This window comes from Aequorivita sublithincola DSM 14238 (assembly GCF_000265385.1).
Taxonomy (GTDB): Bacteria; Bacteroidota; Bacteroidia; order Flavobacteriales; family Flavobacteriaceae; genus Aequorivita; species Aequorivita sublithincola.
This window is the reverse complement of record NC_018013.1, coordinates 246,278-272,500: the sequence shown is the minus strand read 5'-3', so window position 1 is coordinate 272,500 and position 26,223 is coordinate 246,278. Positions and strand designations below refer to the sequence as shown.

22 protein-coding genes, 1 tRNA gene and 2 rRNA genes (1 of these 25 running past the window's edge) are annotated in these 26,223 nt (G+C 36.8%); 8 read left to right on the top strand and 17 right to left on the bottom strand.

The features are described 5' to 3' along the window. The 3 genes from AEQSU_RS01305 to AEQSU_RS01295 form a co-directional block, all read left to right on the top strand. Positions 1 to 126, top strand: a 23S ribosomal RNA gene (locus tag AEQSU_RS01305) (it extends 2,710 nt beyond the left edge of the window). A 178-nt stretch (positions 127 to 304) separates the two neighbouring features. Then, positions 305 to 414: ribosomal RNA gene (rrf, locus tag AEQSU_RS01300) — 5S ribosomal RNA — on the top strand. A gap of 587 nt (positions 415 to 1,001) precedes the next feature. Then, entirely contained in the window at positions 1,002 to 2,102 is a 1,101-nt protein-coding gene (locus AEQSU_RS01295; RefSeq protein WP_014781048.1) for a T9SS type A sorting domain-containing protein, read from the top strand. 61 nt (positions 2,103 to 2,163) lie between these two features. Here the strand turns inward: AEQSU_RS01295 and AEQSU_RS01290 are convergent, their stop codons facing one another. The 15 genes from AEQSU_RS01290 to AEQSU_RS01220 all read right to left on the bottom strand — a co-directional run bounded on the left by AEQSU_RS01290 (position 2,164) and on the right by AEQSU_RS01220 (position 17,513). Next, positions 2,164 to 2,388, bottom strand: coding sequence for a DUF6095 family protein (locus AEQSU_RS01290; RefSeq protein ID WP_014781047.1), 225 nt, complete (start codon positions 2,386 to 2,388; stop codon positions 2,164 to 2,166). Then, positions 2,381 to 3,196, bottom strand: coding sequence for an N-acetylmuramic acid 6-phosphate etherase (gene murQ, locus AEQSU_RS01285; RefSeq protein WP_014781046.1), 816 nt, complete (start codon positions 3,194 to 3,196; stop codon positions 2,381 to 2,383). Before murQ ends, AEQSU_RS01290 begins: the two co-directional genes overlap by 8 nt. 50 nt (positions 3,197 to 3,246) lie before the next feature. Then, entirely contained in the window at positions 3,247 to 4,047 is an 801-nt protein-coding gene (locus AEQSU_RS01280) for a DUF4249 domain-containing protein (protein ID WP_014781045.1), read from the bottom strand. Between the two features lie 4 nt (positions 4,048 to 4,051). Beyond that, a complete protein-coding gene (locus AEQSU_RS01275; RefSeq protein ID WP_014781044.1) occupies positions 4,052 to 6,412 on the bottom strand; it encodes a TonB-dependent receptor in 2,361 nt (786 codons plus the stop codon). 63 nt (positions 6,413 to 6,475) lie between these two features. Further along, positions 6,476 to 8,704: an NADP-dependent isocitrate dehydrogenase gene (locus tag AEQSU_RS01270; protein WP_014781043.1), complete on the bottom strand. Its 2,229-nt coding sequence runs from the start codon at positions 8,702 to 8,704 to the stop codon at positions 6,476 to 6,478. Positions 8,705 to 9,474: 770 nt separating this feature from the next. Continuing rightward, positions 9,475 to 9,825, bottom strand: coding sequence for a 50S ribosomal protein L19 (gene rplS, locus AEQSU_RS01265; protein WP_014781042.1), 351 nt, complete (start codon positions 9,823 to 9,825; stop codon positions 9,475 to 9,477). A gap of 160 nt (positions 9,826 to 9,985) precedes the next feature. Next, positions 9,986 to 10,642, bottom strand: coding sequence for an SdpI family protein (locus AEQSU_RS01260; RefSeq protein ID WP_014781041.1), 657 nt, complete (start codon positions 10,640 to 10,642; stop codon positions 9,986 to 9,988). 5 nt (positions 10,643 to 10,647) lie between these two features. Beyond that, positions 10,648 to 10,902, bottom strand: coding sequence for an autorepressor SdpR family transcription factor (locus AEQSU_RS01255; RefSeq protein ID WP_014781040.1), 255 nt, complete (start codon positions 10,900 to 10,902; stop codon positions 10,648 to 10,650). A gap of 117 nt (positions 10,903 to 11,019) precedes the next feature. Further along, on the bottom strand, positions 11,020 to 12,819 hold the full coding sequence (locus AEQSU_RS01250; protein WP_014781039.1) for a DUF885 domain-containing protein: 1,800 nt from the start codon (positions 12,817 to 12,819) through the stop codon (positions 11,020 to 11,022). 76 nt (positions 12,820 to 12,895) lie between these two features. Continuing rightward, positions 12,896 to 13,765 (bottom strand): hypothetical protein, encoded by an 870-nt coding sequence (locus tag AEQSU_RS01245; protein WP_014781038.1) that lies wholly within the window; start codon positions 13,763 to 13,765, stop codon positions 12,896 to 12,898. A 15-nt stretch (positions 13,766 to 13,780) separates the two neighbouring features. Further along, positions 13,781 to 14,482 carry a hypothetical protein gene (locus tag AEQSU_RS01240; RefSeq protein WP_014781037.1) on the bottom strand — a complete coding sequence of 234 codons (702 nt, stop codon included), beginning with the start codon at positions 14,480 to 14,482 and terminating at the stop codon, positions 13,781 to 13,783. A gap of 62 nt (positions 14,483 to 14,544) precedes the next feature. After that, complete coding sequence (trmD, locus tag AEQSU_RS01235) at positions 14,545 to 15,219, bottom strand: tRNA (guanosine(37)-N1)-methyltransferase TrmD (protein WP_014781036.1); 675 nt, start codon at positions 15,217 to 15,219, stop codon at positions 14,545 to 14,547. Then, positions 15,219 to 15,713 (bottom strand): hypothetical protein, encoded by a 495-nt coding sequence (locus tag AEQSU_RS01230; protein ID WP_014781035.1) that lies wholly within the window; start codon positions 15,711 to 15,713, stop codon positions 15,219 to 15,221. The genes trmD and AEQSU_RS01230 overlap by 1 nt, the downstream gene beginning before the upstream one ends. 43 nt (positions 15,714 to 15,756) lie before the next feature. Beyond that, entirely contained in the window at positions 15,757 to 16,197 is a 441-nt protein-coding gene (locus AEQSU_RS01225; protein ID WP_014781034.1) for a GNAT family N-acetyltransferase, read from the bottom strand. A gap of 140 nt (positions 16,198 to 16,337) precedes the next feature. Then, entirely contained in the window at positions 16,338 to 17,513 is a 1,176-nt protein-coding gene (locus AEQSU_RS01220) for a DUF748 domain-containing protein (RefSeq protein WP_014781033.1), read from the bottom strand. 190 nt (positions 17,514 to 17,703) lie between these two features. Between AEQSU_RS01220 and AEQSU_RS01215 the strand changes: the two genes are divergently transcribed. The 3 genes from AEQSU_RS01215 (at position 17,704) to AEQSU_RS01205 (ending at position 19,798) form a co-directional block, all read left to right on the top strand. Further along, complete coding sequence (locus AEQSU_RS01215; RefSeq protein WP_042491541.1) at positions 17,704 to 18,870, top strand: trans-sulfuration enzyme family protein; 1,167 nt, start codon at positions 17,704 to 17,706, stop codon at positions 18,868 to 18,870. Between the two features lie 8 nt (positions 18,871 to 18,878). Then, a complete protein-coding gene (gene bshB1, locus AEQSU_RS01210; protein WP_014781031.1) occupies positions 18,879 to 19,595 on the top strand; it encodes a bacillithiol biosynthesis deacetylase BshB1 in 717 nt (238 codons plus the stop codon). A gap of 127 nt (positions 19,596 to 19,722) precedes the next feature. Continuing rightward, positions 19,723 to 19,798 (top strand) — tRNA-His (locus AEQSU_RS01205). Positions 19,799 to 19,969: 171 nt separating this feature from the next. On the opposite strand, the gene AEQSU_RS01200 is transcribed toward AEQSU_RS01205, so the two are convergent. Together AEQSU_RS01200 and AEQSU_RS01195 are read right to left on the bottom strand one after the other, a co-directional pair. Next, positions 19,970 to 20,995, bottom strand: a complete 1,026-nt coding sequence (locus tag AEQSU_RS01200; protein ID WP_014781030.1) for a M28 family metallopeptidase — start codon at positions 20,993 to 20,995, stop codon at positions 19,970 to 19,972. 19 nt (positions 20,996 to 21,014) lie between these two features. Then, positions 21,015 to 21,347, bottom strand: a complete 333-nt coding sequence (locus tag AEQSU_RS01195; protein WP_014781029.1) for a hypothetical protein — start codon at positions 21,345 to 21,347, stop codon at positions 21,015 to 21,017. Positions 21,348 to 21,488: 141 nt separating this feature from the next. Between AEQSU_RS01195 and AEQSU_RS01190 the strand changes: the two genes are divergently transcribed. Continuing rightward, positions 21,489 to 22,874, top strand: coding sequence for an MBL fold metallo-hydrolase (locus AEQSU_RS01190; RefSeq protein WP_014781028.1), 1,386 nt, complete (start codon positions 21,489 to 21,491; stop codon positions 22,872 to 22,874). A gap of 169 nt (positions 22,875 to 23,043) precedes the next feature. After that, positions 23,044 to 26,109: an HYR domain-containing protein gene (locus AEQSU_RS01185; protein WP_014781027.1), complete on the top strand. Its 3,066-nt coding sequence runs from the start codon at positions 23,044 to 23,046 to the stop codon at positions 26,107 to 26,109. Positions 26,110 to 26,223: the final 114 nt, after the last annotated feature.

Below are 26,223 nucleotides of genomic sequence, written 5' to 3'. Positions count from 1 at the left end.
CGCGAAACCCACCACAAGATGAGATTTCTTTAAAGGGCCGTGGGAGACTACCACGTTGATAGGCCATAGGTGTAAGGGCAGTAATGTCCCAGCCGAGTGGTACTAATAGCCCGTAAGCTTATGTACGACGCATCCCTCCATTTCGGTGGAGGGAAGCAACTCTTTTAAGTAAGTAAATTCACTTTTCCCCTATACTTTGTTTCTATATGTCAAGATATTCTCTAGCCTATGGCTAGAAGTTAAGAGTTCAGAGTGCTGAGTTATGACTTTCATAACTCTTAACTCATAACTCCTAACTAAACACTAAGGTGGTTATAGCGACGGGGCTCACCTCTTACCTTTCCGAACAGAGAAGTTAAGCCCGTTTGCGCCGATGGTACTGCAGTTATGTGGAAGAGTAGGTCGCCGCCTTCCTTTAAAGTCCCAATCATTTAATTGATTGGGACTTTTTTTATGGAGTAAACGCTCCCTCAGAAAGTGTTGACAGTTTGAGGTTTTCCTTAAATATTCAATCATTTTATTTTGATACGGTTTTTTTGTAGTCAAGATTAAAAATCTATCCAAGAGTGGAATTTGCCGCTTCACTTTAATAGAGCCATCTTCCTTCATAGACCTCCGTCATCTATTTGATTGAGATTCTTTGATTCAAAAAAAAGATGTATTTGAATAGTCTAGTTACTTGCAAGATAGAGTCAGATTGTAATCCATTTTTTTCGAATCTTAATTTCGAACTCTGTATTTTTTAATTTCAAATGTTCCAATTAGATAGTTATAAAAATGTATTCATGTAGCATTATTTCTAATTCATTTTTTTGAAAAGTGGCATTCTGGTTGCATTTATATTAAAAGAGGTATCCAAATGTAGTATTGAACTATGACACAGACGTGATTAAATTTTCTAGTAAACCAAATATTTTAGAAATCGGATATTTAGTATAAGAGAATTAACTTGTGTTAAAGCATAATTCTATATATCTTAACTACATACAAATAAAGCTATTATGAAAAAAAATACATTTTTGACAAAACTCTTCGCTCTAATATTAATTTTCAGCGTTTGTTTAGTTTATACACAAGAACGCATCGCCGTTATACAAGATTCCCAAGTACGTCTCTTGAATTCTCAAACAGGTGAAATTATTGATCCTTCATTTATAACTCTTGATTCAGGAACTCCCAAAGCTTTGATTCAAGTAGAAGATGAAATTTGGATTACATATCAATTAGCAGATAAAATTGAACGCTACGATCTGGACGGCAATTTAATGTTTAGTATAGATACTGGATTAGATAATATCCGGGGATTGGCTGTTGTTAATGGAAGTGAAGTCTGGGTTTGTAATGCTGGCGACAATAACGGCGCCCCGGGAAATGGAATTATCCGCTTTGATCTTAACGGTAATAATTTGGGATCTTTTTTGGTAACTCCGCAGTCTGATTCGCCATTTGATATTATAGATAACGGAAATGGTGAAGTGTATATTTCCTATATTGCAAGTAACAATATTGATCGACGTGATTATAATGGTGCCTTCCTAGGTAATATTGTGGAACCAGATGTTCTTTCTTTTATTGAACAAATAGAAATAGAGCAACCAGGTGTAATACTTGCTGCTGTGTTTAGTAGTGTAAATGGAGGTAACCAAAATGGGCTTTACCGCATTTCTGAAACAGACGGTTCTGTCATTGATTATTGGAGTGTTGGTGCCTTAAGAGGTGTGGTGAAACTTGGAAGTGGAGAAATTTTATATTCAAGCGGTGCGGGTGTTAGTCGGTTAGACCCAAATACCGGAGTAAGTGTGTTAATTGATGATGCTTCCGCTCAATTTTTTGGAAGATTGAATTTAACTTTAGGTGTTTCAGACTTTAGTGATGCCAATTTCACATATTATCCTAATCCAACAAAAGATTTACTGATATTGAAACATTCTGAAAATATCTCAGAAATCTACATTAGCAATTTATTGGGTCAGAAGATTCTACATTTACAACTCCAAACTCCTAAGGTGGAACTGGATCTGTCACCTTTGGCAAAAGGTATTTATTTAGTAACAGTGAAGATAAATGAAAATGAAAAGACCGTTAAAATTATGAAAGAGTAATATTATATTGAATTATTTTGAAAAGGCCGTCTTTCGAGATAGCCTTTTTAATTTTATAAAATTAAAAAATAGATTTCATTATTGTATTAATACCTCTAAAACAAAGGTAAATAGCTCCGGCACCAGCTACAATTCCGAAGAAAAGGAACACGTAGAACATATAGGTTTCTTTGTTAAGGAAAGACAAGGTGAGTAAATAAGGGCTTAAAAAAAGTAGTGGCAAAGCAAAAGCCATGAATTTAATTCCTTTTTTGAGCAAATCGAAGTCCGTGTGCTTTTTACCCATTTTGAAAATTATTTATTGCGTTGCGAACATTTTTATATTTTTCTAAAAGTGATTGTGCTTCTTTTTCTGAAACGTCCAATTCAGACATAATCATTTTTACACCACGATCTACAAGTTTATTATTGCTCAATTGCATATCAACCATCTTGTTTCCTTTAACTCGCCCCAATTGAATCATTGCTGCGGTAGAAATCATATTAAGAACTAGCTTTTGAGCGGTGCCTGCTTTCATACGTGAACTTCCAGTTACAAATTCTGCCCCGACGGTTACAACTATAGGAAATTGCGCTGTTAGTGCCAATGGACTGCCTTCATTACAAGTTATGCAGCCTGTAGGAATATTACCTTCATTACACTTCTTCAACGCGCCAATTACATAAGGAGTGGTGCCTGAAGCCGCAATGCCAATAACAACATCTTTATCCGAAATATTTTCTTTTTGAAGATCTTCCCAACCTTGATTTTCGGAATCTTCTGCAAATTCAACCGCTTTTCGGATTGCAATATCGCCACCAGCAATTAAACCTACAACCAAATCGTGAGGAACACCGAATGTTGGTGGGCATTCACTTGCGTCTACAATTCCTAATCTGCCGCTAGTTCCAGCGCCAATGTAGAATAACCTTCCTCCGTCTTTCAATTTTTCAACTACTTTTTCAGTAAGTTTTTCTATCTGCGGAAGTGCTTTTTCAACTGAAAAAGCAACAGTTTTATCCTCGTTGTTGATGTTTTGAAGCAATTCAGAAACGCTCATTTTCTCTAAATGATTGTATTTTGAATCGGACTCGGTTGTTTTTATGAAAGACATAGACAAATTTACGATTTACGATTGACGATGTGAGATTTTGGAATAGTGTTTTACTCAACGGTGTAATTAAGTGTAGATATTTCAGAAATCCTAAAATAACCCAAAGGATAATTTTCTGGATTTGTTTGATTCACTATATTTCCACGAACTGTTGCAGGTTGTGTTTCAAAAGGTCCGCCGCCGCCGCCGGTTTGTTGCAAAAGCACAAACATAAAATTGTAAAATGCTTCGTTCACACCATAAAGGTTGAACTGAACTTTATCTCCTGAAGCCAAATCTTCTACCAAATAATAACCGAAAATTGTGTTGCCATTGTAAAACTCATCATTAGAAACGTCTAAAACTCTTCCTCGTTGTGAAAGTCCTTCAAAAAAGTAAAAATTTGTTTCATTGGCTGGATCTGTGAAGAACGCTTTCAATTCAATGTCTTCTCCCGTGAAGCCTCCGTCGTCGCGCTGTTCAACAAATTCTAAAGGTGAAGTTGTGTACAATTGTTCAGTAGCTGTGTAAATTTCATCCTTGTAAATAACTTCTAATTTGTAATCTTTTCCACTTTCTACGGGGAAAGGTGCCGTATAAGTACCATCGTTAAAATATTCTAGATTTACAATATATCCTTCTTCAGTAATTATTCTTACTTCAGCATCATCAACAATAGTATTTTCGTTTCCAAAAAATGGTTTAGTTGTTGTCAACCTCACTCTGGCCTGAACTTGTTCTGATTCAATGGTTTTATTACAATTAGCTTCAATTACCAATCGTGGCGGTGCGTCGTTAAGTTCAACATCAATAACATCTTCGCAAGAAGTTAGAATTCCGAAGAAAATCACTAATAAAAATAACTTCTTCATAGTTTTAAAATTTAAAATTATAGGTAACCGAAGGGATTATCCCGAAAATAGAAAGCCGAACAGCTTCGTTTTGACCAATATCCGTATTTTCACTGAAACTGATTGAAGCTGCGTTTTTTCGGTCGTAAGCGTTGTAAATACTAAAAACCCATTCGCCTTTCCAACGTTTTGTGCTTTCAGGTTTTGGAGTCCAAGTAGCCGAGAGATCTAAACGATGAAATGCAGAAAGACGACTGCTATTGCGAGTTTCATAAACCGGAACTACAACGCCATTATATTCATACTGTCCTTCTGGATAGGTGGTTGGTATTCCAGTTTGGAAGATGAAATTTGCGCCAAACGACCATTTTTTTGAAAGCTCGTATTGCCCAGTTAAAGAGATATCGTGTGTTTTGTCCCAAGCAGAATTGTACCATTCGCCATTGTTTATCCCAGTTTCAATAGCTGTCCTGCCTGGTGTGCGCTGTTCACTTTTTGAAAGGGTATAAGCCAGCCAACCTTGAAATTTCCCTGTTGTCTTTTTGAAAAGAACCTCTAAACCATAAGCTCTTGCCTCACCATTCAGCAGAATTTGTTCTATAGCATCATTGGCTATTAAATCTGCATCATCAACATAATCTAAACGATTTTTCACCTTTTTATAAAAACTTTCCACTTCCAAAGAATAATTTTCAAAATTTCTGAAATAACCCACAGCTACTTGGTCTGCCAACTGTGGTTCAATATATTTTCCACTGGGAGCATAAATATCAAACGGCGTAGGCGAAGTGGTGTTGCTAATTAAGTGAATGTACTGCGCCATCCTATTATAACTGGCTTTTATGGACGAATCATCATTCAATAAATAGGAAATTGAAAAACGCGGCTCCAAATTAGCGAAGGATTTTATGGTTTCGCTTCGGCTGAAAGAAACGGTATCAATCGGTTTTGCTTTTTGGTAAATATCTAAACTTAGGTTGTAATTTATTGGGCTGTCGTTTTCATATAAAAACAATTCATCTTGCCCCAATCGGTTAAAAGTAGAAAGACGAAGCCCTGCTTGAACGGAAATTTTATCTGAGAAATCAATTTCAGCATCAACATAGGCAGCGTTTTCCCAAGCGTATTTATCGGTTAGTTTGAAGGGGTTTATTCCTGAAGTTTCAGTTGTTGGCGTTACATCTCCGGGATTGAAATTGTAGTAAATACTATTGATCCCGTAGCGTAAATCTACGTTGTTTGAAATGTAATTTGTGAAATCATATTTTAAATTGAAGTTTCGAATCCCGCTATCAAAATCAAATTCAACAAATTTCAACTCCAAACCGTAGTAGTAATCTGAATAGATAAGCGAAAGGTTTGAAAATAATTTATCTGAAAAAAGATGATTCCAACGAAGGTTTAAAGTTGTATTTCCGAAGCTATTCGCGAAAGTGTCAGAAATTTCAAAAACATCTCTTCCGAAGTAACCTGATAAAAATAGCCGATTGTTATTGTCAACGTTGTAGCTTAGTTTGGCGTTTAGATCGTAAAAATAGGCCACGTTATCATTGTTAAATAGCGGAAGAAATAAATGTGCATAACTACTACGGCCGCCAATTAAGAAAGAAGCTTCATCTTTTTTTATTGGGCCCTCCAAAAGCAAACGACTTGCAACAAGACCAATTCCGCCGCTTGCGTGATATTCTCGCTTGTTACCATCTTTTTGGTAAATGTCTAATACTGAAGAAATCCGTCCGCCGTAGCGCGCTGGAATTCCTCCTTTGTAAAGCGTCAAATCCTTAATCGCATCTGGATTGAAAACCGAAAAGAAACCAAACAAGTGAGAAGAATTATAAAGTGTAGCTTCATCTAATAAGATTAGGTTTTGATCTGCCGCACCGCCGCGAACGTTGAAACCACTGGCGCCTTCACCTGCACTTGTAACTCCGGGAAGTAAGGTAATGGCTTTTATAACATCAACTTCGCCCAAAACTACAGGAATCTTTTTAATGGTATTTGAAGAAAGCGTATTGGCGCTCATCTGCGAACTGCGAATGTTTAGATTTTCACCATTAGCTTCTATTACAACTTCATCTAGACTTTCTGTATCGGTTGCTAATTCGAAGTCTTTTTTTATGTTTTCTGAAAGGGAAATTTCAACTTTTTGAGTGGCGAAACCAATACTGCTATAATAAATTTCATAATCGCCTTTTGGAAGCGTTATGGAATAATAACCGTACTGATTGGTTACAGTTCCCGTTTGAAGCGAAGGAATAAGTACGTTTACTCCAAAAAGAGTTTCGCCAGAATCTGCTTCGGAAATGGTGCCGCTGATCGTAAATTTTTCCTGTGCGAAAGTTGCGATGCTTCCGAAGAAAAGTAGAAAAAGTATTATTTTTTTCAAATGCTTGTTTTTATGTATAAAAAAACCTTCAGCAGCGCTGAAGGTTTTAAAACGTTTTAGCTTTTACTTTATTTCTGAAAGTATGTTATTAAAAGTTTTACTTGGTCTCATGGCTTCAAAAACTAACTTTTCGGTTGGTTCGTAATAACCGCCAATATCAACTGAATGACCTTGAACGGCTATCAATTCCTGATTTATTTTGGATTCGTTTTCTTTCAATTCTTTAGCTATTGGAGTGAATATTGTTTTCAAATCCTGATCCTTGTCTTGTTTTGAAAGCGCTTCGGCCCAATACATAGCCAAATAAAAATGACTTCCGCGGTTGTCAATTTCGTTTACTTTTCGCGAAGGAGATTTGCTGTTGTCCAAGTATTTTTCCGTTGCTTCATCTAAAGCATCCGCCAAAACTAAGGCTTTTGGATTGTTGTATTTGGTTCCTAAATGTTCCAAAGAAACAGCTAAAGCCAGAAATTCACCTAAAGAATCCCAACGTAAATGGTCTTCTTCTAGAAATTGTTCAACGTGTTTTGGCGCAGAACCACCGGCTCCAGTTTCAAACAAACCGCCACCATTCATTAACGGAACGATGGAAAGCATTTTTGCACTGGTTCCTAATTCCAAAATAGGGAAGAGGTCTGTCAAATAATCACGCAACACATTTCCTGAAACTGAGATAGTGTCTTTGCCAGCTTTTACGCGTTCCAAAGTATATTCGGTCGCTTTTTCTGGGGAAAGAATTTTTATATTCAAACCATTAGTATCGTGCTCTGGAAGATATTTATTTACTTTTTTGATCAGTTCTGCATCGTGTGCACGGTTTTCATCTAGCCAGAAAATTGCAGGATCTCCTGTTGCGCGAGCACGTGATACTGCTAGTTTTACCCAATCTTGAATAGGCAAATCCTTCACTTGGCACATTCTCCAAATGTCACCTTCTTCAACGTTGTGTTCTATTATTACTTTTCCAGAGGCATCTAAAACTTGAACTTTTCCATCTGCTGAAATTTCAAAAGTTTTATCGTGGCTTCCGTATTCTTCTGCTTTTTGAGCCATTAAACCTACGTTTGGCACCGTTCCCATCGTAGTTGGATCAAAGGCTCCATGTTTTTTGCAGAATTCAATCGTGGCTTCGTAAATACCTGCGTAACTACTGTCAGGAATCACAGCTTTAGTGTCGTGGCTTTTTCCATCTGAACCCCACATTTTCCCAGAATTACGGATCATTGAAGGCATAGAGGCATCCACAATAACGTCACTTGGAACGTGAAGGTTAGTAATGCCTTTCTCACTGTTAACCATTGCCAAGTCTGCGTTTTCATCAATTGTTTTTTTAATATCGGCTAGAATTTCGTTTCTTTTTTCAGCGGTTAATTCTGAAAGCTTGTTTTCAAGATCACCAAGGCCGTTATTTGCGTCAACACCTAACTTTTTGAAAGTATCTTCATATTTTTTGAAAAGATCTTCAAAATAAACTTTAACAACATAACCGAAAATAATCGGATCGCTTACCTTCATCATCGTAGCTTTCAAATGCACTGAAAATAGTACTTTCTTTTCTTTGGCATCTTTAACTTGTTCCTCTAAAAAGGAAACCAATGCTTTCTTGCTCATAACCGTAGCGTCGATTATTTCGCCTTTTAATACTCTTAAATTGTCTTTTAAAACAGTTTTATTGCCATCATTTTGAACTAGAACGATACTTAAAGTATCATCTGCAGTCAAAGTCAATGATTTTTCATTGTGAAAGAAATCGCCGTGTTGCATTGTGGCAACGTGGCTTTTGCTATCGCTACTCCAAGCCCCCATACTGTGCGGATGTTTTTTAGCGTAATTTTTTACTGCTTTTGGCGCGCGACGATCACTGTTTCCTTCACGAAGTACTGGATTTACAGCACTTCCTTTAATTTTATCGTATTTAGCTTTTATTTCTTTTTGTTCAGAAGAAGTTGCAGCTTCTGGGTAATCTGGAATATTGAAACCTTTCTTTTGAAGTTCTTCAATTGCTTCATTTAACTGTGGTAAAGAAGCACTGATATTTGGAAGTTTGATTATGTTAGCTTCTGGTTTTTTGGCAAGTTCGCCCAATTCAGCTAAATCGTCGTTTACACGTTGTTCTTCTTTTAAAAACTCAGGAAAAACCGCTAAGATTCTTGTTGCTAGCGAAATGTCCTTGCTTTCAAGTTCTATGTTTGCAGGAGCCGTAAACGCTTCAACAATAGGTAAAAATGAGTGAGTTGCCAAAGCCGGTGCTTCATCGGTTTTAGTATATATAATTTTGGAAGATTTTGTCATTGAATGGTTTTTTGAAACTAAAATATTTTAAATTTTAAAGAATGCAAATATAGCGATTTGTAAGGGGTTTTGAAAGAGGGTTTATGAGTTTAAAAGTTTAGAAGTTGAGTTGTTTAGAATTGAGAAGTTGAGTAGTCGAGCTGATTGATTAGCTTACCACGAATTCACGAATAATTATACATTAGTATTCGTGAATTTGCGGTAAAAAACCAAAAGCATTTAAAACAAGAAAAGCCATATCACTGTATAAATACATTGTGATATGGCTCCTTGTAAAGTAAACTTTTACCAACCAATTCACCGGAGTGAATTCTAAGCAAGGTTATTATATTCTTGCGGTTGTGCTTTACTTACACGGGTTCCGTTTTTGTAATTTCCATCTTCCGTGAGGTTGATACCATTTTCAATAACTGACCCAAAAACTTTTTTTAATCTCAGTACTAATAATCTAAAGATCGTGAGTACTTCAGGCAATTAAAAAAAGCCTATAAAGTGTAGTCTTTTTATTTTTTCTAATCTGGAGACTAACATTCTTGCGAGCGTTAGCTTCGTGAACAATTTGGAAAAAATAGTGTAAAAGAACGTTACTTTAGTTTATCATCTTGGCTGTAACACCATTTTGATACAGCTAATATAGAACGTATAATTGAATTGGCAAGAGGTTGTAACCCTTTAAGAATCCACAGTTTACAAACATCGCTTATCAACAATTGTTCATAAAAAAAGCCCTGCAAATACAGGGCTTTTGAGAGTTTTCAACAAAGAATGAGTTATGAACGTTTTTCTTTGATACGAGCTTTCTTTCCAGTAAGACCTCTAAAGTAGTAAATACGAGCTCTACGCACGCTACCTTTTTTATTGATCTCAATTTTTTGTAGAGCTGGCATATTAAGTGGGAAGATACGTTCCACACCTACAGTACCGCTCATTTTTCGGATTGTAAAAGTTTTGGTAATACCTGTTCCTTTCACTTGGATTACAACACCTCTAAAGAACTGGGTTCTAGTTTTTTCACCTTCACGGATTTCGTAATAGACAGTAATAGTGTCACCAGCTCCGAATTCAGGAAATTCTTTTTTTGTTACAAATTCGTCTTGTACAAATTTTATTAACGCTTCCATTTTGTTAATTTGATAAGGTTTAAATTAAAACAACGTTCGCGGTTCTCGCCAGAGGTTGAATTAAGTGGGTGCAAAAGTAAGTAAATTAAGTAATTTGGCAAGTGATTTTTAATTTAAATGCGCTAAGTAACTTAATTGATAGTTCCTGAGTTAATTTATATCAGGAAATAGACTCCTTTGGAGGGTTTTTAAATTGGATGTACGAATGTGCAATAGGAATTAACGTTATTATTCCTGTAATTATTAGAAATAAAGTTGATGCAGTTTGTTCATTAAATATGAAACAGGAAATTATTATAATGAGGCCGCCAGCTACCCATAATTTTCCTGCAAATCTGTGTGTTGTTTTCCAGATACTTTCATTTTCTAAAGTCCAAGGTGTTCTTATTCCTACAAAGTAATTTGGCTTAATCGTTTTAAAATAATTACCGAGTAACACGAAAAACGCGCCAATAATCATAAATATATAGTTTGGGTTGCCAAGGGATTGTTCCTTTATAGAGTAAATAATAAAAGTGAATAACACTGTTATAAACAAAGCTGTTATCAATCTTATAGTATAGTATTTATTACCCATTGAATCTAATCGTTTCTTGGGGTCAATTTTCGGTATAAAGAGAAATAGTGCATAAAGTACAATGGGTAGAATACCGATAAGTAACAATTCCATCTTGGAGCCATAACGGTTTACTGCACCGTCCATGCCCCATTGTAAAGGCACTTTGGCTGGTAAGCCGTTCCAAACATACGCCAGAAATGAAGCTGGCAAAACCGAAAGTAGGAGCAATTGAAGCTCTTTTTTTAAATTGAATTGCATAATATTTATTTTTTGAGGGTTAGTAGCCAAGTAAAAACATCGTCAAGAATTGTGGTGTTTATTGAATAGTGAATAAACTGTCCTTTTTTTTCACCCGAAATTAAATCTGCCCGTTGCAAAATATCCAAATGATGAGATATACTGGGTTTTGAAATTCTGAAATTGTCCGCTATTTCCCCAGCGGTTAAATCTTCTTTTTTCAGCAGTTCCAGTATTTCCCTTCGGGTGTCATCATTTAATGCTTTGAAAATATCTTTCAAAATTTGTTTAGTTATTTAGACAAATATCTAAATAACTTTTTGAATGTGCAATATTTTTTGAATGAAAAAAAGCGCGCGATAAATCGCGCGCCTACATTATTATATTGAATTGGTTATTTACTTCGTATTAGCAATCCACAAGTTAATTTTATTTTCAAGCAATTGCAATGGAATACAGCCTGTTTCCAAAACCTGATTGTGGAATTCGCCTATTTTAAATTTGTCTCCAAGTTCTTTTTCTGCTTTGTGGCGGAGTTCTAAAATCTTTAATTGGCCAATTTTATAAGCTAATGCTTGTCCAGGATTTGCCATATAGCGTTCTATTTCTGAAACTATTCCGGCTTCTGGTTCGGCTTCGTTTTCTAGACAATATCGAATAGCTTGCTCGCGCGTCCAGCCTTTAGAGTGCATTCCTGTGTCTACAACCAATCTAACTGCTCGGTGCATTTCTGCGTCCAACATTCCGAAATATTGATAGGGATCTGTATAAAGACCGAGTTCTTTTCCAAGGGATTCACTATAAAGTGCCCAACCTTCGCCGTAACCACTGTAGAAAAGCGTTTTGCGAAACATTGGCAATTCGTCATTTTCTTGTGTTAATGAAATTTGGTAATGATGGCCTGGGATGGCTTCGTGTAAAAATAAAGATTCATCGCTGTAAATATTATATTCTGAAGCATTTGGGATTGGAACATAAAAAACTCCAGGACGCGTGCCATCTAAACTGCCAGGATTATACTCGGCACTAGCAGAACTTTCACGAAATTTTTCAGTTTGTTTTACTTCGAAAGTAGTTTTGGGTTTGTGATCGAAAAGTACTTCCAGTTTAGGTTTCATTGTATCGTAAATAGCATAGAAATGATCGATGATTTGTTGTGGTTCCTTGTATGGCATCAACTTTTCATTGGTTCGCACAAAATTGAAGAATGCTTTCAAATCACCTTTAAAACCAATCTGTTCTTTCACCTTTTCCATTTCTGAAGAAATTCGCGCCACTTCGCTTAAACCCAATCGGTGAATTTCATCGGCGGTCATTTCCGTTGTAGTGTACTGTTTTATTTGGTGTTTGTAATATGCTTCTCCGCTTGGTGTATCTGCAATTCCCGTAGTTGTTCTTCCCGCATTTAAATAATCGCCAGCCATAAAATCGTGAAGATTTTGGTATGCTGGAATTATTTTTTCTGAAACCATTTTTGAATAGGCTTCCGTTAGTTGATTTTTGTCTTCATCGGAAAAATTATCAGGGAAATTTTTTACTGGCGAATTGAATAGATTTTTATTCAGATTTGGTTCCGTCATTGCTTTTAATTGTGGAATTACTTTTACAATCAATGATTTTGGAAGCACATAACCTGCTGCCATTCCTTCTTTCATTCGTGTTTCTGCTGAATTTAACCAAACTACATAACCATCCAAACGTTTCAACCAATTGTTGTAATCTTCTACTGTTTTAAAAGGTTGGGCGCTGCTTCCACTTGCCAATTGCCCCATCATTAAATTCACAGTCCACATCTGGTCGATAGGAAAATAAGTGCTGTTCTTGAAAGTAAGCGTTTCCAGATTGATGTTGCATTCCCATAGAAGAATGTCTTTGCTCATCTTTTCAGTTTCGCTTAAAGTGGAATCATCAAACTTTGAAGCTTCTTCTTTATAGTTTGTATAAAAGGTTTTCAATTGCGAAGTATATTCGTCCGAAAGAAAATTCGGAAAACTGTCGTTGTAGCGCGTATCTCCTGAAAATGTTGCGTTTAGCGGGTTTAACTTTAAACCTTCTTGGTAGTAATTGTCGAGCATTTTGTTGAAATCTGCACTCACGGTATTTTCGGTTTTAGTGTTTTCTTTTTCCTTTGATTCGTTTTTGCAGGCGGCGAAAAGAGCTATTGTTAGTAGTATTGTTATTATTTGATTGGTTTTCATTTTGTGTTGGTTTGATTGATTTTGAAGTAATATAATTGCAACGAGTTTATAATAAGCCTAAAATTAAACAATTGTTTTACACATTTCTTTGTATTTTTTTTATTTCATATTCAAATTTCAATACTCTTAAATTCCAAAGCGTTAAAGTTTGCACAGCAGTAATTTCATCATTTTCACAGCTTACGACTAGCTTATCTTTAAATGATTTAATGAATTTAGTCCACAACTGTCCTTTTGAATCCCTGAGCAAAAAATAAAAACCGCTATCACCAATTCTTCGTCCTGAAGATTCTAAAATAAGTTCACCATTAATTCCAACTCTAGGTTTTAAAATGACTATTGCATTTCCGTTCGGTAAAGGGAAAATTGCTTTTATACACGTCTCACCTGATGGAATAGTACAAGTTTCATAAACGCCTGAATATACTACTTGGCCTGTAGTTTTATATGCTCTGAGCCAAATTGTGCGTTTAATTTCATTTTTTGTAGGCTCCAATAAGTGTATTATTTCACTTTTTAACCCTTTCGAGCCCTTCGAATTTTGAATTGGGACATTTAATTGTTCTATTCTATTGCTGAAAATTATTTTTATCAAAAAGCCAAATCCTTTAAAGAATGGATTCCACTTTACTTTTAAATCAAGGTCGTAATTAGATGTGTTTTCATAAAAATCAATGACACTTTGAGATAATGCTTCTAATTCATTTTCAGATAGTTTTAGTTGGTTTATTGATTGAATTAGACCTCTGTCTTTTTTGTGTTTGTCAATAACTAGATGTTCCTTTTTGGCTAATTGCTGAATAAATTTTAAGCCAATACCGTTTGTAGAACCAAAAGGACCTATAAGCCATTTGTGTTCTTCAGCATCAATTTTATTTCCAAAAAGAATAACCCATTTTTGAGTAATCCAATCTTGAAAGGTTTGTTTCCTATTTGGAGTTCCCATTTCTGCTTAAGTCTTTTAAAGGCCTGGAATAAAACCTGTTTGTCCTTTCCACTTGCCAAATTCTGCAATGGGTCTAAATCTTAAAGTTGTAAACTCAAAGTGAAAGTTTTTCCGCTCTCTTTCTTTCATTGCGTTCGCATGCCTTTTAGGTTTTTCAACAGCACTATGTCCGTGAACCATATCGGTCATTTCTTTTTCTGTTTTCCAAATGGAAAATGTTGAAACTGTATTTGGAAATTTTACTGATGCTAATGAAAGAGTAGTTCCTGGATGATCTCGCACTAATTTTTCTACAGGTCTTCCCCAATGAATAAATCTTGGAACTGCAAAAGGTTTCATTCTTGCAATGGTTACTGCAACAACTGGAGAATTCGGCCTCTCTAAGTAATCTTTATATTCAGGTATTTCGAACCCACTAAACTTCCCCCATTCTCTGATAAAAGACAAACGCAAGTGCCAACCTTTTGCTAGTATTCTACCAAAATTGTCTTCTTCCAAAAATGCGTCCAATGCAATTTCGTTTTCCCATTGTATGAAAACGGCTACTTGTCCTATTAAGAGTCTTGAGGTAGATAGAATTGGAGCACCTAAGGTCATTGCAGTCATATATTCTGAGTGAATTAGTCCGTTGGTATTTTTTGAAATTGAATTTGAGAACATTCCCTTTATCGCTTTATAAAAAGGCAACTCAATAAGATGATAAGAGAATACACTCATTTTAATTTATTTTGTAAGTTTTTGATGTTTTACAAATTTCACTCAGTTATTTATGCCATCAGCTACTCCAACAAATCAGGTCTGCGTTCCTGAGTCCGTTTGTAAGCTTGATCTTCACGCCATTCTTCGATTTTTGGAGTATTGCCGCTGGTAAGTATTTCAGGAACTGCCCAACCTTTATATTCTGCAGGACGTGTATAAACGGGTGGCGCTAATAAATCGTCTTGAAAAGAATCTGTCAACGCACTGGTTTCATTGCCCAAAACCCCAGGTATTAAACGAATAACTGCATCGCAAACCAAAGCCGCCGCAAGTTCGCCACCACTCAAAACGAAATCGCCCACAGATATTTCGCGGGTTATAAAATGGTCGCGTACACGCTGGTCCACTCCTTTATAATGTCCGCAGAGAATTATGATGTTTTCTTTCAATGAAAGTTCATTGGCTGCGTGTTGATTGAAAGTCTTTCCATCCGGCGTCATATAGATTATTTCGTCGTAATCACGTTCAGCTTTTAATTCTGAAATGCATTTATCAATAGGTTCAATCATCATCACCATTCCTGCGCCGCCGCCAAACTGGTAATCGTCTATCTGTTTGTAGTTGTTTGTGGACCAATCGCGAAGGTTGTGGGTATGTACTTCTACAATGCCTTTTTCAATAGCGCGTTTTAATATTGAAACTTCAAACGGACTCTGGAGCAATTCCGGAACTACGGTTATTATGTCTATTCGCATTATAGAAAGTCTTTTTTCAGTTTACAGCGGTCTATGGAAGCTTTGGCGCGTTCCAAAGTGGCTTTGTCTAAAGTGTCCATCCCGCATTTTTTATAGAACTCAATGGCTTGGTCCAATTTGCCTTGTTGTTCGTACATTATTGCGTATTCGTTGTAGATAGTGGATTTGGTGATGCCAGGAATATTGATGGCAGTATTGAGCAGTTCTTCTAATTCATCATATTTTCTGAGTGTGGAAAGAAGTACGGCATAGTTATAATAAACGGGTGGATACATCGGGCTTTTTTCTAAACAAAGCTTGTAGAGCGTTTCGCCTTTTTCATATTCCTTAAATTTTACATCGTATAGATAAGCCATATGATTGTATGCCTTTCCAAAATCAGGATCCATATCAATTATTTTTTCAAGTTTGTTGGTGGCTTCGTCAAAAGCGCCATTTTTTATGTCGTTATTGGCTCCATTTAGAAGTTCTTCGAGTTTGGTGAGATGGTCCATTGCAATAAAGTTTGAAATGTAAAAATACGCTAATTGAAACAGATTATACTTCCCAAGTATAATGATTTACGTGATCATCTTTTTTCCAACCCAACTTTTTATAAAGCGTTTGTGCGGGATTGTCAGCGTCAGTTTCAAGGGTAATCCCTCTACAACCTTCTTTTATTCCGAATTGTTTTGCACGCTCCATCAGTGCTTCGCCGACACCTTGTTTTCTAGCTTCTGAAGTTACAAATAGATCGTTTAAAATATAAACGCGTTGCATTGAAACTGAAGAAAAACTAGGATAAAGCTGCGTAAAACCCAGAGCTTTTTCAGAAGAATCTAAGCATAGAAATATTACTGAATCTTGTTTTAAGAACCTATCGTTCAAAAAATTTCTGACTGCGTCGGGGTTTGAAGCTTGTTTGTAAAAAACGCGAAAGCCGTCAAATAATGGAACGAGCTGTTCAAGGTTATAAATTGTAGCTGTAATTACTTTCATATAGTTAGATTGATAAATGCTCGTGATTTTGTTGTAAGGTATTAGAAATTAGAATGTAAGGCTAAATTTTTTTATGATATTTTAAATTTTCGTAAAACAAAAAGTTCTTACGTCCTTTGGCTATACGTCTTATTTAAAAATCAGCCTTTCTTAACTTCGCGTTCCTTTTTGCGCTGTGTCTTACGTTCTTCACGTTCTTTTTTACGGATTTCACGTTTTTGTTCGCGAGTAATTTCACCTTTATCAAAGGCATCTTTATAATTGATATCGTCATCAACTTCGCCTTTAAAAGCTTCGATCCAAGCATTTTCAAAAATATTTTTAACGGTAGGCCAAACGCCGGCTTCCACATTATTCAGATCTCCTTCAAAAGGAACTTTGGTCGCTAAAGTGTCTGTGCCTTGGTTTTTCAAAACAAATTTGAAGATTCCTACAAATCCTTCCCATAAAACATCAAGAAAACTATCGCCTTCACCTATTAATTTAGTGTCGGTGAAAAGTGGTTTTACGTAGCCAATAAGATGACCATCAGCGATGGCGATTTCGCTGTAAATTCCAAATGTACCCTTGTCAAAATCTAAACCGGCATAGTATTTTGTGAAATCGTTTAAAGCCGTAACATCAGCATTTTCAAGTGAAAAAGACAAATCCATATCTGGAATTTCCTTCACAAGATTCATATTTCCTTCCAAAGAAACTTTTCCGTTTCCAATGGAAACACCACTCGCGCGAATGGGCGAGGGGAGAATGCGTCCTTTTTCCACCACGTTTCGCAGGTTGTCCGCAGTTAGCTCGAGTTTGTCTATTTGCAAATCTATATTTGGGTCTGCAGAAAGTTGAACGAATGCAATTTTGCCGTCGTGCACTTCAAAATGGTTAATGTCTATAGGTACGATGTCTGTGAGTGCTTTTGTCCAATCGTCCACATTCGCATCACCGCTTTCCTCTTTCTGGTCTTCAAAAATGTAAACAATTTCGGGACTGGTCATAATTATTTCGCTCACAATTTTTCCTTTGAAAAGTGATTTCCATTCAATGGAAATATCGCTTTTAGGAAAGTTTAAAAACGGAATTTGGCTTTCCGCAGTTCCTTTGTTTAGGTACATTCCATTAATTACATAAGCGCCACGATATAAAGAAATACCTACATCATCAACTTGTCCATAATAGCCAGGAATATCTGCCAAGACCTTATTAATATTGTTTTTCACGAGAATAGGAAGATATAATCTAAATGCAATAAGTAGAATTAAAATTATGATTGGAATAGTATATCGCTTCTTTTTGAAGCCTCTCCTAGTTTTATTTTCTGACATTATATTATTAAAATTAATTTTAACAAATTTGATAGAATGCAGGCAAATTTTCAGTTAATGAAGTCATAAAAATTGATACAAAGCTATTTATATGAAGCGAAAAATGTTCAGAAAAAAGATATATATCGCTACCTTAATGTAGTGTTCTTGAAAAAATCATACCTTTAAACTCTCCAAAAAAATGTATACCATGAAATCACAAAATTTAGGTCCCAACACCATTTGCACTCATGTTGGTGAAGTTGAAGACAAGCAGTTTAAAGGCGCTATTTCACCATTATTTATGTCTAGCAGTTATGCTTATGAAGATGTGGACGTAAAGCGTTATCCGCGTTACTTCAACACGCCAAACCAGGAAGCGCTTTGCAAAAAAATAGCGATGCTAGAAAAAAGTGAAGCCGCCCTTATCTTCGGAAGCGGAATGGCAGCTGTGAGCACTACAATGTTGGCGTTTTTGCACAAAGGCGATCACGTGGTTCTTCCGCAGACTTTATATGGTGGAACGTATAATTTTGTAGTTGAAGAATTTCATAAATTCGGAATTGAATATTCCTTTGCTGAAGGTTTTTCGGAAGCAGATTTTTCTGAAAAAATTCAAAAGAATACCAAAGTTATTTTTGTTGAAACGCCTTCCAATCCATTAATGCGAATTACAGATTTGGAAATGATTTCAAAAATAGCAAAACAACACGGCATCGTAACGATGATAGACAATACGTTTGCTTCACCTATAAATCAAACCCCAGCAGATTTCGGAATTGATATTATGATTCACAGCGCTACCAAATATATGGGTGGTCATAGTGATATTTGTGCGGGAGCAGTAGCTGCAAGTGAAGAACAAATAAAAATAATCTGGAATCTTGCCAAAAACCTAGGTGGAAGCCTTAGTGATTATACAGTTTGGCTTTTGGAACGAAGTATGAAAACTATGGTACTTCGCGTAAAAGCACAAAACAAAAACGCTAAAAAAATGGCGAAATGGTTAGAAAAACATCCTTTGGTTGAGAAAGTTTATTATCCTGGATTAAAGAGTCACCCAGAACACGAACTTGCAAAAAAGCAAATGAATGGTTACACTGGAATGCTTTCTTTCGAAATAAATGAATCTTTGAATGTTGGAGATTTCTTGAAAGGTTTAAAAATGATAAAACCATCAATGAGTTTGGCGGGAGTGGAATCTACTATTCTTTCGCCAGCAAAAACCTCTCACGGTTTATTAACTTCGGAAGCACGAAAAGAACAAGGAATAAGTGATGGCTTATTGCGATTTTCAGTTGGAATTGAAGAAGTAGAAGATATTATAGCCGATTTGGAAGAAGCTTTTCAATCGGTTTCAAAAATGGAAAAAATTTAAAATAGATTATGAAAATTGATATACTCGCCATTGGCGCTCACCCAGACGATGTGGAATTGGGCTGTTCAGCAACTTTGGCAAAAGAAATAAGTAACGGAAAAAAAGTAGGGCTTTTAGACCTAACTCGTGGCGAACTTGGAACCCGAGGCACGGCTGAAATTCGCGATCAAGAAGCTGCAAACGCCGCAGAAATTTTAGGCGTAAAGTTTCGACATAATTTGGAGTTTTCGGATGGATTTATAGTAAACAACGCCGCCTCTAAACTTGAAATAATCAAAATCATCAGAAAATACCAGCCAGATATGGTGCTTTGCAATGCAATTGACGATCGCCATATTGATCACGGAATGGCGAGTAAGCTAGTTAGTGACGCCTGCTTTTTAAGCGGTTTACAAAAAATTGAAACCATTCTTGAAGGCAATCATCAAAAGGCTTGGCGCCCTAAATATGTTTATCATTACATTCAATGGAAAAACATTGAACCAGATTTTGTTGTAGACGTAACTGGATTTATGGACCAAAAGTTGGAAGCAGTTTTTGCTTATAAAAGCCAATTCCATAAAAGAGAAGCAGATGAACCGGAAACGCCGATTTCTTCAACTAATTTTAGAGATAGCATAACATACAGAGCTCAGGATTTGGGAAGACTTATAGGCACCGAATATGCCGAAGGTTTTACAGTAGAACGCTTTCCAGCAGTAGATTCGATTTTCGATTTAATTTAAATCTTTACGCAATAAAGACGAAATTTAAAATTTAAGAAAAATCTTGAAGAAGGTTGTTGCGCAACCGTAAGATTTGATTTATATTTGCGTCCGCTTAGCGAAGTTGTGTTTTAAAGCACAGCAAAATGGTGGTTGTAGCTCAGCTGGTTAGAGCATCGGTTTGTGGTACCGAGGGTCGCCGGTTCGAACCCGGTCTTCCACCCAAGACAAGAGCTTCTCAGAAATGGGAAGCTTTTTTTGTTTTCGAAATCTTTGGTTTTTAGTTTCTTGTTTCAGGTTTTGTGCGTTTAGCCAACCATTTAGACTCGTTTCCAATGTCGTGGGTCAAACCGTCGTGGTTCGTGATTCACTTCAGTCGTGATTCATGATTCCCTTCAAACCTGTTTCTTTTGTTTTTTATCTACCGCAATTCTTTGGTCACGGTTGGCTATTTCCCAAGCGGTGTAAAATATAAGCTGAGCGCGTTTTGCCATTAAATCGTATTCAATTTTATCTGGTGTGTCCGTCATTTTGTGGTAATCTTCGTGAACACCGTTGAAGTAGAAAATAATAGGAACATCGTTTTTTGCAAAATTATAATGATCACTTCGGTAGTAAAAACGGTTTGGATCATTGGGATCGTCATATTTATAATCCAGTTCCAACTTTGTGTATTTATTGTTTACTTCAGTTGAAACATCTTGTAATTCCTGACTTAACATATTACTTCCAATTAAATAAAGATAGTTTGGATTGTCCTTTTTGTCGGGATCAACTCTTCCAATCATATCTATATTAAGATCGCAAACGGTATTTGCCAAAGGAAATAACGGGTTTTCGGTATAATATCTAGAACCGTATAGCCCAATTTCTTCCCCAGTAACGTGTAGAAAAAGAATAGAACGTTTTGGTCCATTTCCATCTTTTACCGCTTGCTGGAAGGCTTGCGCTATTTCCAAAATTGAAACTGTGCCGCTACCATCATCATCTGCTCCATTGAAAACATTTCCTTCTTTATCGGTACCAACGTGATCTAAATGTGCTGAAATGACAATAATTTCTTCAGGTTTTTCAGAGCCTTTTATAAAAGCCACCACATTTTCAGACGGTTGTGCATCCCGTCTTCCAGCGAAAAAGCTAGCAGAAATATTTTGAAAATAATTGTCCGTTCCTGGTGCTTCTTCAATGCCTTCTTTCACATAAAAATCACGTATGTAATTGGAAGCCATATACTGACCTTTAGTACCAGTCATGCGGCCTTCCATTTCATCACCTGCGTAAATGTATAAATGCTTTTTAAGAGCGTTGGCAGTTATTGTATTTGCGTAATCAACGTTTGTTTTTTTCGAACCGACTTGATTTTGTGTAGCATTGCAACAAACAAAAAGAGGTGAAAAAATTAAAAAAAGGATAATTTTCATATAATGGAAATACTAAATATTATTCAAAAGAAACAAGTTCATAATCTTCAGGAGACAAACCGCCTTCACCTGTTTTTTTATAAGTCATTGTATGGACTTTTACAATTTCATTACCCTCACGGTCTTGAGATTTTATTGTTATTTTCACTAAATAACTTGTACCGATTGAAGCTTCTCCAGTTTCCATTTCTGTAACTTCAATGTTTTCATTATTGAAACTAGTGCCTTCTGGAAGCTGCAATTTTTCAATGGCATCTTTTTTGGAAAGTTCGCGAACTACATCTTCTTGTTTTCCTTCCGTAGAGCAAGAAACCACTAATAATGTAAGTAAAATAAAAGCTAATTTTTTCATGATTATATAGTTATGTTAAAGGGTAAAGATAAAATAACTTGAATGTCTTAATGCAAAAGTTTTGTGAAAATAGGCACTTTCAATATTTCTTCTTAAAACTTTAGTGCTTACAATCATTATATTTGCTGAAAACAGAAAACGATGAAAGTTGAACAAATTTATACAGGTTGCCTATCTCAAGGGGCTTACTACATAGAAAGCAATGGTGAAGCTGCAATTATTGATCCTTTGCGTGAAACAAAGCCTTATTTAGAGCGTGCTGAAAGAGATGGCGCAAAAATTAAATATATTTTTGAAACCCATTTTCACGCAGATTTCGTGAGCGGACATTTAACATTAGCACAGCAAACTGGTGCTTCCATTGTTTACGGACCACACGCAAATCCAACTTTTGAAGTGCTTCTGGCCAAAGATGAAGAAGTTTATAAATTGGGTGATGTTACAATCACAGCTATTCATACACCAGGTCATACTATGGAAAGTACGACGTATTTATTGAAAGATGAAAACGGAAAAGACTACGCAATTTTTAGTGGCGACACCTTGTTTTTGGGTGATGTAGGTCGTCCAGATTTAGCCCAAAAAGCAAATGAAATTACGCAGGAAGATTTAGCTGGAATTTTGTTTGATAGCCTTCGAAATAAAATAATGCCTTTGGCAGATGATGTTATAGTTTATCCTGCACACGGTGCCGGTTCTGCCTGCGGAAAAAATATGATGAAGGAAACCGTTGATACTTTGGGCAATCAAAAAAAGATGAATTATGCTTTGCGGGCAGATATGACTCGCGAAGAATTTATAAAAGAAGTAACGGATGGTTTAGCACCGCTGCCACTCTATTTTCCGATGAATGTGAAAATGAACCGCGAAGGTTATACAAACTTTGATGAAGTTATGGCGCAAGGAACAACTCCCTTGGACCCAAATACTTTTGAAAATATAGCAAATGAAACTGGAGCAATTGTTCTAGATGTTCGCAACCAGATTGAATTTATAGATGGGCACATTCCACGTTCCATTTTTATTGGTTTGGATGGCGGTTTTGCGCCTTGGGTTGGTGCTTTGTTGGCAGATGTGGAACAAAAAATACTTTTAGTTGTTTCTCCAAGAAGAGAAGAAGAAGCAATTACACGATTATCCAGAGTTGGTTTTGATAGAACGCTTGGTTATTTGCAGGGCGGAATTGAAGCCTGGATAGAAGCTGGAAAAGAAATCGATACTTTAGAATCTGTTGACGCCGAAACCTTAAAGCAGGAAATGGAAAACAACGTTCCAATCTTTGATGTTCGTAACGACGGCGAATTTTCCAACGAACATATTCCAGGGGCGACTCACGCACCACTTGGTTTTCTTAACAATCATTTGAATGATTTTCCGCAGAACGAAAAATTTTATGTGCATTGTGCAGGTGGCTATCGTTCGGTAATTGCGGCTTCAATATTAAAGAGTCGCGGAATTCATAATGTTGTGGATGTTGCAGGAGGTTTTGCAGCAATTAAAAATGCGGGTATTCCTGTTGAAAACTAATTATAACCCAATACTCTTAGACTTTTAAATAATGGAGGTATAAATTATATTTGGCGCTCAAAACTTTTTACAAATTATCTATGAAACGTTTTAAAACGATGAATATTCTTGCATTCCATAGTGCTGCCTAAAAACTTGTCTTTCTAATTAAACTAAATATTATACACACATGAAAAAAATTACATTAACAATCTTATTGATTGCAACAACGATGCTTTTGCAGGCGCAAGCTATTTTTATTAATGAATTACATTACGATAATGCTGGATCGGATGTTGCTGAAGGATTTGAAATTGCTGGTCCTGCGGGAACAGATTTATCCGGCTGGAAAGTTGAATTGTACAACGGTTCCAATGGTACAGATTATGGAACTATAAACCTATCGGGAACAATTCCAGATGAAGGTGCAGGATTTGGAACAGTTTGGTTTTTAAGTTCTGGCATGCAAAATGGAGCTCCAGATGGTTTAGCGTTGATTGATGCTGGAAACACTGTAATCCAGTTTTTGAGTTATGAAGGTTCTTTTGCAGCTACTTCGGGAGCAGCAAACGGAATGACTTCAACGGATATTGGAGTTTCAGAACCTAGTTCTACGCCAGTTGGTGAATCACTTCAACTTATGGGCACAGGCAGTCTTTATACAGATTTTACTTGGAGCGGTCCAGTAGTTGGTTCGTCAGGTCTTATCAATGCAGGACAAACCTTTGCGGGTTCTGGCTCTGGTTCTAGTCCAATGATTTCTTGCCCAGCAGATATTACTGTAAACAATGTTACTGGAACCTGTGGTGCAGCAGTGAGCTTTGTTGGTCTAGCTATGGATGCTGAAGACGGAGACATTTCTTCATTAATTGTGGCAACACCTGCAAGCGGAAGTACTTTCCCAGTTGGCGTTAATACTGTAACGCTTTCAGTAACTGATAGTGATAATAACAATTCAACTTGTCAATTTTTGATAACCGTTATTGATAATGAAGCTCCTGTAGCTATTTGCCAAAATATTACCGTTGAACTTGACCCGATAACAGGAATGGTTACAGTTGCCCCGTCTGAAGTTGATAACGGTTCTTCAGATCTTTGTGGCGCTGTTTCTTTGAGTTTGGATGTTTCAACTTTCGATTGTTCTATGGTAGGCGCTAACTCTGTAACACTTACAGTTACTGACGCTGCTGGAAATTCTTCAAATTGTTCCGCCACAGTTACTGTGCAGGACACTACCGCGCCAATAATTACCTGTCTTGGCGAAGCATCTGGCGCTTCAGTTTTTATAAATGAAATTCATTACGATAATGCAGGAACAGACGAAGACGAAGGCGTAGAAGTTGCTGGTCCTTCAGGTACGGTTTTAAGTACTTATTCATTGGTTTTTTATAATGGAAGCGGAGGTACTGAGTACAATACGGTGAATTTAAGCGGAACTATTGATGATGAAGGCAATGGTTTTGGTGCCGTAAACTTTGAAATAGCGGGTATTCAAAATGGTTCGCCAGATGCGATCGCTTTAGTGAATAATGGAAATGTTATTCAGTTTTTGAGCTACGAAGGAAGCTTAACGGCAGTAGATGGCGTTGCAGCTGGTCTAACTTCAACAGATATTGGTGTTTCAGAACCAAATAGTACTCCAATTGGCGAATCTTTGCAATTAAGCGGAACAGGTACTTTCTATCCAGATTTTACTTGGAATTCACCAACTGCAGCGACTCCAGGAACCTTAAACGTAGGGCAAACGTATGTTGTCCCAACTTCTTCCTCAGTAGATGTTTTTCTTGATGCTAACGGAATGGCGAGTATAGACCCTAACACACTTTTACAGAGTGTGGAGGAAGCTTGTAACTATACAACTACTGTAAACGGTAATACCACAGCAGATTTTACTTGTTCAGATTTAGGTGAAAAGCTTGTTGAAGTTACGGTTACGGACGACAGTGGAAATGCTGCGACTTGTTTTGCAACAGTTAATGTTATTGACAACATTGCTCCTGTAATTACTTGTGGAACAAATCCAACAGTTTCAGAAACAGAAGATTTTGAAGGAACTACCGTTCCTGCAGGATGGTCTACTGAGATTCTAGCTGGAGTTGCAGATTGGACCTTTGGTTCTGGCGCAATGCCTACTGGTGATGATTTCACATCCAACGCAGCAATCTTTAATGATGACGCAGCTGGTAGTGGACAAACCAATAAAGTTTCCTTATCTTCTCCAGTATACGGCCTTACAGACGCAACCAATGTATTGGTTGGCTATGATGTTGCTTTCCAGGAATCTGGAGACCAAACATTCACTGTTGAGGTTTATGATGGAACAGCTTGGCAACAAATAGCACTTTACGATGCAGATTTGGTTCCAAACATCCAAACGGAGTCAATTGATGCTTCTGCTTTTGCAAATGCAGCGTTCCAAGTTCGTTGGACTTTTGACGATCTTGGCGGTTGGGGCTGGGCAGCTGGCGTAGATAATTTTGATCTTAGCTATGAACTTGCTGGAACAGGCAATGTTGTAGAAGTTGAGCTTGGACCTGATGGAACTACAACCATCGATCCTTATAGCCTTCTTTCTGATATAGTTGAAGCTTGTGGAATTAGCACCATCGCAGTAGATGTAACCACAGTTAGCTGTGCAGATATTGGAACTCCAATAATGATTACCGTGTTTGTAAGTGATGCTAGTGGCAACATTGCCTCTTGTACTGCCGAAGTAAATGTGGTAGACAAACTTGCTCCAGTAATTACCTGCCCAGCAGATCAAACTGTTGATCCAGGAGCTGGTGGCTTGTTCTACATCTTGCCAGACTATTTTGCAACTGGCGAAGCTACAGCTGTTGACAACTGTACCGACCCAGTAACCATCACAAGCCAGTCTCCAGCAGTGGGAACTCCGCTTCCTGATGGAACACACACCATTACACTAACTGCCGAGGATGAATACGGAAACGTTTCTACTTGTAGTTTTGTACTTACTGTGGAAACCACAATTGGTGTTGGTAAAAACTCATTGGACAAAGGTTTGGCATTATATCCAAACCCAGCGAGCAATGTGGTTAACCTTGTGAACAAGACCAACATTTCTTTAGAGAAAATGATGATCTATGACATAAACGGAAAACTAGTAAACACAACAGACCTTCGCACAATGCAAGGTGAAAAAGCAGTAGATGTTTCATCACTTGCTTCTGGCGTTTATGTAGTTCAGATAATTGGTAACAACGCAAGCACTGTGAAACGCTTGATTAAAGAGTAAGTAAGAGTAAATTCCTTAAAATTCTAGATTAAGGAAAACATCGTTTAGTCCTAAATAACCGATACAGATTATTAAAGGATTAAATTTATTAATCAAACCTGAACAATGACCTCA